Below are 15,017 nucleotides of genomic sequence, written 5' to 3'. Positions count from 1 at the left end.
CGCTCGTAGAAGCTGCGGAAACGTTCGGCGGGCGCGGTCTCGATCACCGATCTGTCGCCGATCGGCGAGCGCGTGGCGATGCGCGTGTCGGGCACGGTGAATTCGAACAGCGACTCGCGGTTGCGCTGCGCATAATTGGCGCGGGTGCGCAGCTCCGAGAGGATCACCCCGCGCTCGCGGTCGATCGCCTTGGCATCGAAGCGGATCTCGCTCGCGGTCTCGCGCAGCAGATAGAGCGCGGTGTCGACCGTCTCCGCTTTCACATTGGGCAAATCGAGCAGATAGCCGGTCTGGTCATAGCTGGTGAACGCATTGGTATCCGCGCCGAACTCGAGCCCCAGCCGCTCGAGAATCCTGACCATCTCGCCTTCGGGCACGTTGGTGGTGCCGTTGAACGCCATATGCTCGATGAAATGCGCGAGGCCGCGCTCGTCCTCGGCCTCCGCCGTCGATCCCACATCGATCAGCAGCCGCATCACCGCGGTGCCCGGCGGGGTCGCGTTCTTGCGGATGGCATAGCGCATGCCGTTGGGCAGCACGCCGAGGCGCACCGCAGGATCGGGCACAAGATCGCTGGCAGCATAGCCCCAGGCGGCGGCAATCGCAGCTTCGTCGCGCACCGGCTGGGGTGCAGGCGACGCGCTGGCATCGGTTACGGGAGGCGCGGAAGACTGGGCAAGAAGCGGGGCCGGTAGCAGCGCAATCGCGGCAGCGGCCATGCCAGCCAGCGCCGATTTCGCCACGGGTCTTGGGAGCCTTCCGCCTCGATCCATCTCCACCCACTTTTGCTATTGTGTGGCGGAAATGTTGCACGGGGCCTTTGCCCGCGCAAGATGACGGACGCGTCAAGCATCCGAGGGCAAGACCGGCGGGTTACTTGCCCTTGCGGCGGCGGTGGCTGTCGAGATCGAGCACCTCGTTGTCGCCCCCCTCGTTGAGCAGGCCCAGACGGCGTGCGACCTCTTGATAGGCCTCGACCTCGCCGCCCAGATCGCGGCGGAACCGGTCCTTGTCGAGCTTCTCGCCGGTCTCGATGTCCCACAGGCGGCAGCCATCGGGGCTGATCTCGTCGGCCAGGATGATGCGCGAGAAATCGCCGTCGAACTGGCGGCCGAACTCCAGCTTGAAGTCGATCAGGCGGATGCCGATCGCCGCAAACATGCCGCACATGAAATCGTTGATGCGAATCGCCATCGACGAGATGTCCTGCATCTCTTCCTGGCTCGCCCAGCCGAAGCACGCGATATGCTCTTCGGCGACCAGCGGATCGCCCAGGCTGTCGTCCTTGTAGCAATATTCGATCAGCGTGTGCGGCAGCGGTTGGCCTTCCTCCAGGCCCAGGCGCTTGCAGATCGACCCGGCCGCGACATTGCGCACGACGACCTCGATCGGCACGATCTCGACCTGGCGCACCAGTTGCTCGCGCATGTTCAGGCGGCGGATGAAGTGCGTGGGGATGCCGATATGCGCAAGCCGCGTGAACACATATTCGCTGATGCGGTTGTTGATCACGCCCTTGCCGTTGATCGTGCCCTTTTTCTGGGCGTTGAACGCGGTGGCATCGTCCTTGAAATACTGGATCAGCGTGCCGGGCTCGGGACCTTCATAGAGGATCTTGGCCTTGCCTTCGTAAATCTGGCGGCGGCGGGTCATGGCACGTATCTCCGATAGAAAGCAGGACGCCCCGGTGCGGCAACCAATGCACGCAGGGCCGGGGCGTCTCCTCGCGCCCCTATAGCGACTTGGGTGCGCGCGTGCAATTGCGCTGTCCGGACCGGTATGTTTACTGTCATGAAACCGGACAGGTGCAGCCTGAAGTGCCGGATGAGGAAGCGGGAGTGTGTGGCATGCAGGTCAAGGTCGATCACAAGCAGCAGGTGGCGATCGTCACGATCAACCGGCCCGAGCGGCGCAATGCCGTCGATGCCGCGACCGCGCTCGCGCTGCACGATGCCTTTACCGCGCTCGACGCCGATGACAGCGTGCATGTCGCGATCCTGCATGGGGCAGGCGGGCATTTCTGTGCGGGCGCGGACCTGAAGGCGCTGAGCGAGGGGGACAGGCGCCCGGTCACCGATGCCGGCATGGCACCCATGGGGCCGACACGGATGCAGCTGACCAAGCCGGTGATCGCCGCGATCGAGGGCTATGCCGTGGCGGGCGGCATGGAGCTCGCCTTGTGGTGCGACATGCGGGTGATGGCGGAAACCGCGCGCATGGGCGTGTTCTGCCGCCGCTTCGGAGTGCCGCTGGTCGATATGGGCACGATCCGGCTGCCACGGCTGATCGGCCATTCTCGCGCGATGGACCTGATGCTGACCGGGCGCGAGGTCGGCGCGGCCGAGGCGCACGAGATGGGGCTCGCCAACCGCGTCGCCCGGCACGGCGGTGCGCTCGAGCTCGCGGTCGAGCTCGCCAGCCAGATCTCGGCCTTCCCGCAGCAATGCATGCGCAATGATCGCGCCAGCGCGATCGCGCAATGGTCGCTGTCCGAGGCCGAAGCGATTGCGCTCGAGGCCAGGCTGGGGCGCGAGACGATCGCCAGCGGCGAGACGCTGAGCGGCGCGGCCAGCTTTGCCGGGGGCAAGGGGCGGCACGGCGCGTTCTGATCGCCCGGCGCAGCGGCGTTCGAGCCATAAATTTTCCCCAGAAAACCGGGCTGCCCCTCTCGCCTTGCCGGCTTTGCGCTGCTAGGCGCTGCGCATGGCAGACGAGGCGAGCGCCGGTTCCGGCGACGATATCCCCGAAATCGAGAACACCTCGTTCGATCGCGCGCTGTCGGATCGCTATCTCGTCTATGCGCTTTCCACCATCACCGCGCGCTCGCTGCCCGATCTGCGCGATGGCCTCAAACCCGTCCATCGCCGCCTGCTCTGGGCGATGCGTCAGCTCAAGCTCGATCCGGCGAGCAGCTACAAGAAGAGCGCGCGTGTCGTCGGCGATGTCATCGGCAAGTACCATCCGCATGGCGATGCCTCGGTCTATGACGCGATGGTCCGCCTGGCGCAGGATTTCGTGCTGCGCTATCCGCTGGTCGACGGGCAGGGCAATTTCGGAAATATCGATGGCGATAACGCCGCCGCCTATCGCTATACCGAAGCGCGGCTGACGCGCACCGCGATCGAGCTGATGGCGGGGCTCGACGAGGGCACCGTCGCCTTCAAGCCCACCTATAATGGCGAGGAGGAAGAGCCCGAGGTCTTCCCCGGCCTGTTCCCCAACCTGCTCGCCAATGGCGCCAGCGGCATCGCGGTGGGCATGGCGACCTCGATCCCCTCGCACAATGCCGCCGAGGTGATCGACGCGGCGATGCTGCTGATCGACCAGCCCGAAGCGACGCACGAGGCGATCATGGAGCGCTTCCACGGCCCCGATTTCGCCACCGGCGGCCTGCTGGTCGACAGCGCCGAGAGCATTTCCCAGGCCTATCGCACCGGGCGTGGCGCCTTCCGCCTGCGCGCGCGCTATTCGACCGGCAAGGATGCGCAAGGCAACTGGGAGCAGACCGGCATCGAGAAGCTGTCCGGCGGCACCTGGCAGCTGGTCATCAGCGAAATCCCCTATCAGGTGCAGAAGGGCAAGCTGATCGAGCAGATCGCGACGCTGATCGCCGAGAAGAAGCTGCCGATCCTCGCCGATGTCCGCGACGAATCGGACGAGACGATCCGCATCGTGCTCGAACCCAAGAGCCGCAATGTTGATGTCGATATCCTCAAGGACAGTCTGTATCGGCTGACCGACCTCGAAATCCGCTTTCCGCTCAACCTCAACGTGCTCGACGAGACGCGCACGCCGGGGGTGATGGGGATCAAGCCGCTGCTCGAATCCTGGCTGCGCCACCAGATCCTGATCCTGATCAACCGCAGCCGCCACCGGCTGGAGAAGATCGCGGCGCGGCTCGAGCTGCTGCGCGGCTATATCATCGCCTATCTCAATCTCGACCGCGTGATCGAGATCATCCGCACCGAGGACGAGCCCAAGCCGGTGATGATGGCCGAATTCGAACTCACCGACCGGCAGGCCGAGGCGATCCTCAACATGCGGCTGCGTTCGTTGCGCAAGCTCGAGGAAATGGAGCTTCGGCGCGAGCATGATGCGCTGATCAAGGAGCAGGAGGAGCTTGAAAAGCTGCTCGACAGCCCGGCGCGCCAGCGCACGCGGCTGAAAAAGGACCTGACCGCCCTGCGCGCGCTCTATTCGGAGACGACCGAGCTGGGCCGCCGCCGCACCGATCTGCAGGAAGCCGCGCCTGCGCGCGAAATTCCGCTCGAGGCGATGATAGAGCGCGAGCCGGTGACCGTGATCATGTCGCGGCGCGGCTGGATCAAGGCGATGAAGGGCCATGCGGACCTCGGCGCTGCGGAACTGACCAAGTTCAAGGAAGGCGATGGCCCGGGCTTTGCCTTCCATGCGCAATCGACCGACAAGCTGCTGATCGCGCTCGATAACGGCCGCTTCTATACGCTGGGTGCAGAAAAGCTGCCCGGCGCGCGCGGCTTTGGCGAGCCGGTGCGCGGCATGCTCGACATGGAGAACGAGGCGCAGATCATCGCGCTGATGCCCTATGATCCTGCCGGCAAGCTGCTGCTCGCCGCGTCGAACGGGCGCGGCTTCCTGGCCGAGATGGCCGAGCTGATCGCCGAGACGCGCAAGGGTCGCCAGGTCGTCAACCTCAAGGCGGGCGTGAAGCTGATGGTGATTCGCTCCGTCCCGCCCAACGCCGACCATGTCGCGGTGGTCGGCGAGAACCGCAAGCTCGTCGTCTTCCCGATCTCCGAGCTGCCGGTGATGGCGCGTGGCCAGGGCGTGCAGCTGCAGCGCTATCGCGACGGATCGCTGTCCGACGCTACGACATTCAGGCTTGAAGAGGGCCTCAGCTGGACCATGGGCGGCGAAAGCGGACGGACCCGCACCGAAAGGGACATGGGACTGTGGCGGGTGGCGCGCGGTGCAGCAGGGCGGCTTCCGCCCAACGGTTTCCCGCGCAACAACAAGTTCGAGGGCTGATTTTGAATATCGATGCCGCTTTTGAACTCGTTTTAAGTGAATTTTACATCTTTGCCGGTTAGCTGATGCTAACCATGGTCAGTCCAACACCGCCTTCGAAAGCGCGCAGCAGAAGCGCTCCGGATCGTTCCGGGGCGCTCGCGGGCGCGCGCGCGCATCCGATGGTGTCTGCCGCGCTCGATCCGCTGCCGATTCCGGCCGCCGTCGTCATGCGCGCGGGCGAGGATCTGCAGCTGATGGCGGCCAATCCCGCGTTCGTCGAGCGCGAGCTGGCACCCGATGCGCCGAACGGCCTCGATGCCCGGCTGCTCGCCGAGCTGGTTTCGGTCGCCTATCGCAACGACAGCGGAAAGGCGGTCAAGCCCTGGACCTCGCACGATCCGGTCAAGCCGCGCCGCTATGATGTCACCGTGGCGCGCATGGACCTGCGCGGCATGGAATGGCCGCATTTCCTCGTCAGCCTGATCGACCGCACCAGCGAGATCGAGACGCACGACAGCTTCCGCCGCGAAACCATGCGCGACAGCCTGACCGGGCTGCCGAATCGCGCCGGGTTCGAGGACGAGGTCGAGAGCCGTCTCGCCGACGCGCCGACCGGCGGGCGCGGCAATCTGGGCGCGTTTGCGATCTTCACGCTCGATATCGCGCGGTTCAGCCAGATCAACGAATGCGCGGGCAGCATCGTGGGGGACGAGCTCATCATCACCGTCGCGCGCCGCCTGATGGGCCGGATGCGCAAGACCGACATCGTCGCGCGAATCGGCGGCAACGAATTCGCGCTGTTCGTACCCCTGCGCGGCACCACCGAGCGCGAGCTGATACGGATCACCAACCGCATCCGCAGCGTCTTTGCCGATCCCTATCGGCTGTCCGATCTCGAAATCCAGATCGATGGTGCCATCGGCATTGCGCTGAGCAAGCAGGGGCAGAGCGACTGCGCCAATTATATCCGCCAGGCGCAGATCGCGCTGAAGCGCGCCAAGCAGACCCGCCAGGCAGAAATCTACACGCCCGAAGAGCTCGACAAGGCGCGGCGCCGCTTCACGCTGGAGACCGAGCTGCGCAAGGCGATCGAGCTCGACCGGCTCGAGCTGTATTTCCAGCCGCTGATCGATCTCAGCAACGGGTTCGTCACCGGGTTCGAGGCGCTGGCGCGGTGGAAGGACCCCGATTACGGGATGATCTCGCCCGCCGAGTTCATTCCCGTCGCCGAGGAATGCGGGCTGATCCTGCCGCTCGGCCGCTGGGCGCTCGACCGCGCCTGCCAGGTGCTCAAGGAATGGGATGCCAAGGCGGGCGAGGAACTGCCGCTGAAGATCAGCGTCAACGTCTCGGCCGCGCAGTTCGCGCGCGACGACATTCCCAACATGGTCTCGGGCATCCTGCGTGCCAACAAGACCCGGCCCGATCGGATCATGCTCGAACTCACCGAATCGGTGGTGGTCAGCGATCCGGCGCGCGCCGCGAAGGTGATGAACGCGCTGCGCGCGCTCGACGTGTCGCTGGCGATGGACGATTTCGGCACCGGCTATTCGAACCTCGCCTATCTGCAGCAGCTGCCGATCGACGTGCTCAAGATCGACCGCAGCTTCGTCACGCACATGCTGCAGGAGCGCGACAAGGTGGCGATCGTCCGCGCGATCCTGTCGCTCGCCTCGGCGCTCAACATGGAAACCACCGCCGAAGGCATCGAGACGCTGGAAATCGCGCACACGCTCGCCGCTCTCGGCTGTTCGTACGGCCAGGGCTATTTCTACTCGCCGCCCGTTCCGGCGAGCCGTGCCTATGATTTCATGATCGAGCGCATGGGCTGACCATCAGGCCTGCGCGACAACCTCTGCCGCAATCTCGGCCAGTCGCGCGTCATCCGGAAAATCCTCGGCAATCCAGCGGCGCCGGACCTCGCCCAGAGCCTTTGCGACATCGGGTCCGGCCTGGATGCCCAGCGCAATGATGTCGCGTCCGCCCAGCGGGAAACCGGGCACCTGCCAGCCCGCGAGGCTCTGCCAGCCCGCCGCCAGCATCGCATCGGGCGCACGCAGCAGCAGCCAGGGAGCAACCAGTTCCTCGGGCTGGACACCCGCCGCGATCTGGCGTGCGGTGCCGTTGGCGGGCCAGGGCGCCGCGAAGCGCTGCATCGCAAGCCGCTGCGCCTTGGACAGGCGCAGCCGCGCCGCCACCGTATCGGCGAGCAATGGCTCGGTCGGGAGCAGCGCCGCCAGCCGCAGCAGCGCGTTGCGCTCCGCACCCAGTGCGTGTTCGCGCGCCAGCAATTCGGTCAGCCGGTCGAGCCCATCCTCCGCCATTTCGGGCAGCACGACCGTCCAGATCCCGCCATCGGCCATCAGCCGCGCCGATTCCAGCGGGTCCGCCGCGCCCAGCAGCAACAGCAGTTCGCGCGCGATCCGTTCGCGCGACAAGGCCTTCAACCGCTCGGCGTGCAGCGAGCAGGAGGCTACGGCCTCGCCGTCGACCGCACCGCCGAACCGGGCGTGAAAGCGGAAATAGCGCAGGATGCGAAGGTGATCCTCGAGGATGCGCTCGCCCGCGTCGCCGATGAAGCGCACCAGACCTGCCTCCAGGTCCTCCAGCCCGGTGAAATAGTCGGTAACCTCGAGCGTCTCGGGGTCGGCGAACAGCGCGTTGATGGTGAAGTCGCGCCGCGCTGCATCCTCGCGCCAGTCATCGGTAAACGCGACCTCGGCATGGCGTCCGTCGGTGGTAACGTCGCGGCGCAGCGTGGTGATCTCGACCGGGCCGTTCGGCAGCACGGCGGTCACCGTGCCATGCGCGAGGCCCGTCGGTACCGCGCGAATGCCCGCACCTTCGAGCCGCGTCATCACCGCTTCAGGCAGCAACCGGGTGGCGATGTCGATATCGGTCGCCTCGATCCCCAGCAGCGCATCGCGCACCGCGCCGCCGACATAGCGGCACTGGTCGCTCGCAGGGTCGAGCACTACGAGCATTGCACGCAGGTCCTCGCGTCGGGTCCAGGCAGCCTTGATCCGCGTCACGCCAGCACGCCTTCCAGCCGCCGCGACAGATTGGCGATGATCCCCGCCGTCACCCCCCAGATGCGCCTCTGACCCCACATGATCTCGATATAATTGCGTTGTGCGCCCTTCCAGAAGGTCGATTGGCGCGCATGGTTGGCTGGATCGAGCACGAAGTCGAGCGGCACCTCGAACCAGTCGGCGACCTCGCCGGGATTGGGCGAATAGCTGAGATCGGGCGGGATGACGCCGAGCACCGGCGTGATCGCAAAGCCGCTGCCGCTGCGATAGACGTCGCCGGTGCCGATGACGCGGACATTCCCGGGCGCCAGACCCAGCTCCTCGTCGGCCTCGCGCAGCGCGGCGGCGATGGCGTCCTCGTCTTCGGGGTCGATCTTGCCGCCGGGAAAGGCGACCTGGCCAGGATGGCTGCGCAGATAATCGGGTCGCTGGGTGAGGATCACGCCCGGCTGCGGCCGATCGGTGATCGCGATCAGCACTGCGGCCGGGATATGCGTTCCCCGGTCGGGCCGGATATGCGCCTCGTCGATCGATTCCATGCCCTGGCTGGCGGCGAGCGCCTCGGCCAGGCGGTCGTACAGGCTCATGCGCCCTCGATCCGGTCGAGCCGGAAGCACGCGCCGTCGCTCCAGATCGGCAGGCCGGTATCGGCCTCGCCGGCCTCCTCGAGCGCGAGCTCGACCAGATCGTAATAGACCGCGCGCTCGATCCGCGCCTCCAGCCCGCGCCACAGGCCGAGATAGGGGCGCGGCTCTTCGGCATCGCCGCGCAAGATGATCGGGCGCTCGTGGCCTGCCACCACCAGCTCGTCGGTGTTGAGCCGGAAGGCGAGGCGGCGCTGGCCGCCCGTGCCTTCGGACTTGAGCTCGACCGCGAGCAGCGGCGCGTCCTCGACCTCGATCCATTGCTGCTCGAACGGGGTGACCAGCGCGTATCGGCCATCGGGCTCGCGGCGCAGCACGCTGGCGAACAGGCGCACCATCGCGGGGCGCGAGATCAGCCCGCCCTGATGATACCAGCGGCCATCGGCGGCGATGCGCATATGGCTGTCGCTCTGGTGCGCAGGGTTCCATTGCTCGACCGGCGGCAGTTTGCGCGCGGCGACCAGGCCGGCAATGTCGGCGAGCGAAAGGTCCTGAAGCTCGGGGGGCGGATCATAGGGCATGCTGATCCCAGATAAGCATGCGCGGCGCGTGATGCAAAGGGCGATGCCGCCCGGGGCGCGTCAGCTCAGCCGCCAGGGTCCCAGCATGCCGCGCTCGGGCATCAGCGAATCGGGGCGCGCCAGTGCGAGCAGCCGGTGCTGCTCATAGGGCCCGGGCAGCGCCCATCCGCCGGTGCGCTCGGCCGAAAAGCCGAACCGCGCGCCATAATATTCGGGATCGCCCAGCAGCACGAGCGGCAGCTTCTCGCCCACGCCCATCGCGCCGAACACCGCCGCCATCAGCGCGCGGCCGATGCCCTGGTCCTGATGATCGGGCGCGACGCTGACCGGCCCGACCAGGATCATCGGATAGGCCAGGCCATCGGGATCGGTCAGCGCGACCGGCCAGCACTGGATGCTGCCGACCAGATAGCCGTCGCCATCGACCGCGGCAAAGCTCAGCGCGGGCAGATGCGTCAGGCCCTCGCGCACCTTGTAGATCGTGCGGCTCTTGCGTTCGGGGCCGAACACCAGATCGAGCAGCTCTTCAACCCAGGCGCTATCGACCTGATCCAGCGGGATAATGTTGAATTCGGTCATCGGTCCAGACGGTCGGGGGAAAAAGGGAATGTCCGCGCCCTTAGGGACGGCAGGGCGCCAAGTCGAGCGCAATTCGTGGCGGCACGGCTTCCCCATAGGGTTTGCCAAAGCGCCGTGGCTTTCCTATGTGTGTCCTGCTGGCAACAGGGGGATTTCATGGACGAGACCGTAAAACCGCATGGTTCGATCTGGCTGGCGCGACTGTGCCTGTTGCTGGGTGCTGGCTCGATCGTGATGGCGCTGATCGGTGCGATCGGTGCAGGCCAGGACTGGTGGGGAAAGCTGGACGGCGTCAGCACGGTGGCGGCGGCGCTCGTCGTGGCATTGGTCGGCCTGGTCTTCTCGCTGATCGTGCTGCTGCTCTATCGCAAGAAGGGCAAGCGCATCCGCGACCTGACGGTCATGGGCCTGGTCTGCTCGCTCGCCTATCTCGGATTCATGGGATATTGGATCAACGTCGCGCGCAGCGTGCCGCAGATCCACGACATCACCACCAATCTCGACAATCCCCCGCAATTCCAGGTGCTCAAGCTGCGTCCTGACGATTTTGCCGACATCCCGGGCCGGGGTGAACCCAAATATACCGGCATGGATGCCAAGGAGCGCTGGAAGGTGCTGCACCGCGGCGCCTATGGCGATCTGAAGACCGTCATCATCAAGCTGCCGGTCGATCGCGTCGTGACCCTTGCTGAAGAGGTGGCGCGCGAGCGCGGCTGGGAGATTGCGCTCGCCAAGCCTGAAGAAGGGCGGCTCGAGGCGACCGACACGGTGTCGCTGTTCAAGTTCAAGGACGATGTGGTGGTGCGGGTGCAGCCCGGCCCCGGTGGTCTCACCAGCGAGGTCGATGTCCGCAGCGTCTCGCGCGTCGGCAAGAGCGACCTGGGCGTGAACGCCAAGCGAATTCGCAGCTTCCTCAACGATCTGCAGGCCGCAGCGCCCAAGGGCTGACAGGGATCAGCCGATCGCCAGCGCCGCGCTGGAGGCCTGTTCGATTCGGCTTCTGTCGGCGAGCATCAGCGTCGAACTCGCCTTGGCCAGCACCTTGCCCCTGGCGTCGAGCAACTGCCCCTCGAAAAAGTAGGTGCTGCGTCCCTTGCGCTCGACCCAGGCCGTCGCGGTGAGCAGGCCGGGGCGGGCGGGCGCGAAGAAGCTGACCTTCAGCTCGAGCGAAATCGGCACCACATCGGGCCCGGTCATCGCCATCGCGGCATGCGCCATCGCGGCATCGATCCAGCCGGTGACGAACCCGCCCTGCACGACGCCGCCCGAATGGCACATGTGCATGCCTGCCTGATATTCGATCGTCGCGCGGCCCGCCGGATCGAGCTCGACGATGCGGACAAAGCCCAGCGACTGATTGAGATCGGTGGGGCGGGTGTCGGGATCGGACGGGGTCATGGCTCTCCTGGCGGTTGTGTTGTTTTCGCGCCGCCCAACCGGGGGGAGGTTGACGTAGAGGCCGCGTTCGAGCAGCGCCTGCCACATCTGCGCGCCCTTCAGCATGTCGGGCATGATGACCGCGATGATGCCGCTCTGCGCCTCGGGCGTGCCGAGCGAGAAGCCGAGATCGCGCAGCCCCTGGTGCAGGCGCTTGGAATTCTCCCACAGATGCGCGCGCTTGTTGCCCGCGTGCATCAGCTTGCGGATGCTGGTCGCGGCGGTGGCGACGACCGACGGCGGCAGGCTGGCGGTGAACACATAGGGGCGGCAGACCAGGCGCAGCACCTCGAACTTCGGGTGGTTCGACACGCAGAAACCGCCGACGGTGCCGACCGACTTGCTGAATGTGCCGATGATGAAATCGACATCGTCGATCACGCCCGCCGCTTCGGCGACGCCGCGGCCATGCTCGCCGATAAAGCCCATCGAATGCGCCTCGTCGACCAGCACCATCGCGCCGGCGGCCTTGGACACCGCGACCATTTCCTTGAGCGGCGCGATGTCGCCGAGCATCGAATAGACGCCTTCGAGCACCACCAGCTTGCCCGCTTCGGCGGGCAGGCGCTTGAGCCGCTTTTCCAGCGCCTCGACATCGTTGTGGCGGAAGGCGACGATCTGCGCATTGCCCAGCGCACAGCCGTCATAGATCGAGGCATGGCTGTCGATATCGAGGATGATGTAATCGTCCTTGCCCGCCATGGTCGAGATGATGCCCAGGTTCGCCTGGTATCCGGTGGAAAAGACCATTGCATGGTCCATTCCATAGAATTCCTTCAGCGCTTCCTCGCATTCGCGATGACCGGCATAGGTGCCGTTGAGCACGCGGCTGCCCGTGGTGCCCGATCCGAAATTGTCGAGCGCCTGCTTGCCCGCCTCGAGCACGTCATCGTCGAAGGTCATGCCCATGTAATTGTAGGTGCCCAGCAGGATCGTCTCCTTGCCGTTGCACATCGCCACGGTGGGCGATTTGACCGATTCCATCACCAGCGAGAAGGGATCGCGCACGCCGGTGGAAAGCAGCGCCTCGCGCTCGCCGATCAGGGCGTCGAACTTGGAAAACAGGTCGGTCATTCGGGGGTCTCTACAGGATGGGGGAAGATGCGCACGATAGCGCGGGTCAGGCGGTGAGCTTCTCGACCGCGGCGACCAGCTGGCCGACGGTCTCGATCTCGGCCTGCATGTTCATGGTGATGATGATGTCGAATTCGTCCTCGATCGCGGCGACGAAATCCATGACCGTCAGGCTGTCCCATTCCAGATCGGAGGCGAAGGTGGTGCTTTCGGTCAGCGCGACGCCCTTCTTGTTGAAGGGTTCGATCTGCGCGGCGATCCGGTCATAAATGGTGGTGTCGGTCATGTCGTGCTTTCATCCGTAACGGTTGGCTCTGCCCATGCCCCGCGAATGCGGCACAATCGCGGCAGCTTGTTGCAGCCAGAAGGGCAGTGCGGTGCCGCTTGTCAAGCGCAGTGCGGGTGTGTCATCAATCTGTAATGGAAGAGGGTGTCACGAAAATGCGAGTCGATGCGAGCCGTCCGGCGATTCAAAGCCCCTGGCCGCAGACGCCGCACACCTTCTCCCCGCACGCCATTCACCTGATCCGCACCTCGGTGCAGACCAACCTGTCCTTGAGCCAGATGGCCGACCAGAAGGCGAGCATCCTGATGGGCGCGACCTTCGTGGTGTTCACCATCGCGGTCGGACAGGCGCGCGGCGGCAATGTCAGCCTGCCGCTGATGGTGCTCGCGCTGTTCGCGTTTCTCTCCGCGATGTGCGCGGTGTTCGCTATCCTGCCCTCGGTGCGCGGCACGCCCAGGCCGAAGAACGACGTGCCGCCGGGGGCGACGAATTTCATGTTCTTCGGCAATTTCTCGCACATGGCCGAGGATGATTTTGCCGATCTGGTGATCGATCAGCTGCACATGGACGAGACGATCTTCCGCACCATGCTGCGCGACGTGCACCAGAACGGCATGGTGCTGCAGCACAAGAAATACCGCTATCTGGGCCTTGCCTATCGGCTGTTCCTGATCGGGCTTACCGTTACCTTCGCGCTGTTCCTGATCGAAATGGCGCTCGGTCATCCGATCATCACGGTTTGAGCCAGCCCTCGGCGCGGTACCAGCGCGCAGTTTCGGCCAGCCCCTTCGGCGTGGGAATTTCCGCCTGCCAAAGGTCGCGCGGCGGACGGCGCAGCGGATCCGACGTCCAGTCGCTGTGCGCGATATAGCGCGCGCGGTCCGGCGTCAGCTTGGCCTTGGGGCCGCGCAGCAACCGGTCGGCGCGTGCGGCCATGAACAGGCCAAGCTTCGGCGCGCGTGCGGTGCGCACCTTGCGCCCGACCGCGCGGCCCAGCGCATCGGCAAAGCCCTCATGGCTCCAGCCCTGCGGCGTTCCGTCATCGACCTCGTAGATCGCGTGCACATCGCCCGCGCCTGCGGCGAGCCGCACCAGCAAAGCCGCCAGATCGGCGACATGGATCACCGACATGCGCCCGCCCGGCGGCAGCATGACCAGGCCTTTCGCTGCCATGCGGAACAGGTCGAGCATCTCGGTATCGCCCGGGCCATAGACGGCCGGCGGGCGGACCATGATCCAGTCGCGATCCGAAGCGGCGACCCGGTCCTCCGCCTCGGCCTTCGACCAGCAATAGTTGGACAGGTTCCGCTCGCGCGCCGCCAAGGACGAGACATGGATGAAGCGTGCAATGCCCGCCGTGCTCGCCGCCGCCAGCATGTTCTCGGTGCCGGTGATATTCCCCGCGATGAAGCCCGCGCGGTCGGGCGCGTTGACCACGCCAGCAATGTGCAGGACGACATCGGCGCCCTGGCAAAGCTCGGCAAGGCTGGCCGGATCGTCGAGCGCGCCCTGGACCCAAGTGATGCCCTCACGCGGGCGCTGCGGCTTGCGGGCGAGCGCGCGGACGCTGTGGCCCGCCGCCAGCGCCTGGCCGATCCCAGCTCCCCCGACAAAGCCGGTGCCGCCGGTCATCGCGATCACGCTCATAGCAGCACCAGTTGGTCGCGATGGACCAGCGCGCTGCGCGGCGCATAACCGAGCACCTCGGCGATGCGGTCGCTGCGCAAACCGACGATCCGCGCAGCATCGGCAGCGTCATATTCGCTGAGGCCGCGCGCGATGATCTCGCCCCCGGGGCCTGCGATCTCGATCACGTCGCCGCGCGCGAACCTGCCCTCGATGGCGGTCGCACCGGCGGGGAGCAGGCTCGATCCCCTGGCGAGCGCCGAAACCGCGCCTGCATCGACGGCGATCCGCCCGCGCGCGGTCATGCGCCCGGCGAGCCAAAGCTTGCGCCCCTTGCCCAGCTTGCCCGCGGTGAACACGGTACAGCGCCCGGTTTCGTCGAGCCGCTGCAAGGGGTGTTCGTGCGTGCCGTTGGCGATGGCGAGATGCGCGCCCGCGCTGGTCGCGATCCGCGCCGCCTCCAGCTTGGACAGCATGCCGCCCGATCCCATGCCCGAGGCAGAGCCGCCATCGGCCATCGCGCGAATCCGCGCATCGATCCGCGCGACGCTCTCGACGAGCCGGGCATCGGGGTCGTTCTTCGGATTGGCGGTATAGAGCCCGTCGATATCCGAGAGCAGCACCACTCCGCCCGCGCCCGCTGCCTGCGCGATGCGTGCGGCGAGACGGTCGTTGTCGCCGAAGCGGATCTCCTCGGTCGCGACCGAATCGTTCTCGTTGATCACCGGCACGACATCGAGCGCGATCAGGCGGCGCAGCGTCGCCGAAGCGTTGAGGAAGCGGCGGCGATCCTCGAGATCATCGAGCGTCACCAGCATCTGCGCGGCGG

15 protein-coding genes and 1 pseudogene are annotated in these 15,017 nt (G+C 66.2%); 5 read left to right on the top strand and 11 right to left on the bottom strand.

The genetic code is table 11. The features are described from left to right. Together DM995_RS08520 and purC are read right to left on the bottom strand one after the other, a co-directional pair. On the bottom strand, nt 1-743 hold a 743-nt coding region (locus DM995_RS08520), incomplete at its 3' end, for a M16 family metallopeptidase (RefSeq protein ID WP_232824210.1). A gap of 130 nt (nt 744-873) precedes the next feature. After that, complete coding sequence (gene purC / locus DM995_RS08515) at nt 874-1,653, bottom strand: phosphoribosylaminoimidazolesuccinocarboxamide synthase (protein ID WP_023836390.1); 780 nt, start codon at nt 1,651-1,653, stop codon at nt 874-876. Nucleotides 1,654-1,847: 194 nt separating this feature from the next. On the opposite strand from purC, the gene DM995_RS08510 reads away from it, so the two are divergent. The 3 genes from DM995_RS08510 to DM995_RS08500 all read left to right on the top strand — a co-directional run bounded on the left by DM995_RS08510 (nt 1,848) and on the right by DM995_RS08500 (nt 6,821). After that, the gene (locus DM995_RS08510; protein WP_116969142.1) at nt 1,848-2,609 is read left to right on the top strand and encodes a crotonase/enoyl-CoA hydratase family protein; all 762 of its coding nucleotides are present in this window, start codon (nt 1,848-1,850) and stop codon (nt 2,607-2,609) included. Nucleotides 2,610-2,703: 94 nt separating this feature from the next. Beyond that, nucleotides 2,704-5,007 (top strand): DNA topoisomerase IV subunit A, encoded by a 2,304-nt coding sequence (gene parC, locus DM995_RS08505; RefSeq protein WP_116969141.1) that lies wholly within the window; start codon nt 2,704-2,706, stop codon nt 5,005-5,007. A 161-nt stretch (nt 5,008-5,168) separates the two neighbouring features. After that, entirely contained in the window at nt 5,169-6,821 is a 1,653-nt protein-coding gene (locus DM995_RS08500) for a putative bifunctional diguanylate cyclase/phosphodiesterase (RefSeq protein ID WP_023836393.1), read from the top strand. Nucleotides 6,822-6,824: 3 nt separating this feature from the next. Here DM995_RS08500 and DM995_RS08495 read toward each other — a convergent pair whose 3' ends face one another. Genes DM995_RS08495 through DM995_RS08480 form a run of 4 tightly spaced genes read right to left on the bottom strand, consistent with a single transcriptional unit; the run spans nt 6,825 to nt 9,765 of the window. Next, complete coding sequence (locus DM995_RS08495) at nt 6,825-8,021, bottom strand: CCA tRNA nucleotidyltransferase (RefSeq protein ID WP_232824208.1); 1,197 nt, start codon at nt 8,019-8,021, stop codon at nt 6,825-6,827. Further along, nucleotides 8,018-8,608: a CoA pyrophosphatase gene (locus tag DM995_RS08490; protein WP_116969139.1), complete on the bottom strand. Its 591-nt coding sequence runs from the start codon at nt 8,606-8,608 to the stop codon at nt 8,018-8,020. Before DM995_RS08490 ends, DM995_RS08495 begins: the two co-directional genes overlap by 4 nt. Next, nucleotides 8,605-9,186 (bottom strand): DUF1285 domain-containing protein, encoded by a 582-nt coding sequence (locus DM995_RS08485; protein ID WP_116969138.1) that lies wholly within the window; start codon nt 9,184-9,186, stop codon nt 8,605-8,607. Before DM995_RS08485 ends, DM995_RS08490 begins: the two co-directional genes overlap by 4 nt. Before the next feature lie 60 nt (nt 9,187-9,246). Further along, nucleotides 9,247-9,765: a GNAT family N-acetyltransferase gene (locus DM995_RS08480; protein WP_023836397.1), complete on the bottom strand. Its 519-nt coding sequence runs from the start codon at nt 9,763-9,765 to the stop codon at nt 9,247-9,249. Between the two features lie 156 nt (nt 9,766-9,921). On the opposite strand from DM995_RS08480, the gene DM995_RS08475 reads away from it, so the two are divergent. After that, nucleotides 9,922-10,713 (top strand): DUF1499 domain-containing protein, encoded by a 792-nt coding sequence (locus tag DM995_RS08475; RefSeq protein ID WP_116969137.1) that lies wholly within the window; start codon nt 9,922-9,924, stop codon nt 10,711-10,713. 6 nt (nt 10,714-10,719) lie between these two features. On the opposite strand, the gene DM995_RS22235 is transcribed toward DM995_RS08475, so the two are convergent. The 3 genes and pseudogenes from DM995_RS22235 to DM995_RS08465 form a co-directional block, all read right to left on the bottom strand. Next, nucleotides 10,720-11,043, bottom strand: coding sequence for a PaaI family thioesterase (locus tag DM995_RS22235; RefSeq protein ID WP_286164959.1), 324 nt, complete (start codon nt 11,041-11,043; stop codon nt 10,720-10,722). Between the two features lie 159 nt (nt 11,044-11,202). Then, nucleotides 11,203-12,276, bottom strand: a pseudogene (spt, locus tag DM995_RS08470) (serine palmitoyltransferase); the annotation flags it as partial. A gap of 46 nt (nt 12,277-12,322) precedes the next feature. Beyond that, nucleotides 12,323-12,562, bottom strand: a complete 240-nt coding sequence (locus DM995_RS08465) for an acyl carrier protein (protein WP_116969136.1) — start codon at nt 12,560-12,562, stop codon at nt 12,323-12,325. Nucleotides 12,563-12,717: 155 nt separating this feature from the next. Here DM995_RS08465 and DM995_RS08460 point away from each other — a divergent pair, with 155 nt between their 5' ends. Then, nucleotides 12,718-13,305 (top strand): Pycsar system effector family protein, encoded by a 588-nt coding sequence (locus tag DM995_RS08460; protein ID WP_232824206.1) that lies wholly within the window; start codon nt 12,718-12,720, stop codon nt 13,303-13,305. On the opposite strand, the gene DM995_RS08455 is transcribed toward DM995_RS08460, so the two are convergent. Both DM995_RS08455 and proB read right to left on the bottom strand, forming a co-directional pair. Further along, on the bottom strand, nt 13,295-14,209 hold the full coding sequence (locus DM995_RS08455) for an NAD-dependent epimerase/dehydratase family protein (protein WP_116969135.1): 915 nt from the start codon (nt 14,207-14,209) through the stop codon (nt 13,295-13,297). The two genes, DM995_RS08460 and DM995_RS08455, sit on opposite strands and share 11 nt — an antisense overlap. Beyond that, on the bottom strand, nt 14,206-15,017 hold an 812-nt coding region (proB, locus tag DM995_RS08450), incomplete at its 5' end, for a glutamate 5-kinase (RefSeq protein ID WP_116969134.1). The genes proB and DM995_RS08455, both read right to left, overlap by 4 nt.

It is taken from the genome of Blastomonas sp. UPD001 (assembly GCF_003426715.1).
Taxonomy (GTDB): domain Bacteria; phylum Pseudomonadota; class Alphaproteobacteria; order Sphingomonadales; family Sphingomonadaceae; genus Blastomonas.
This window is presented reverse-complemented; position numbering and strand designations above follow the sequence as displayed.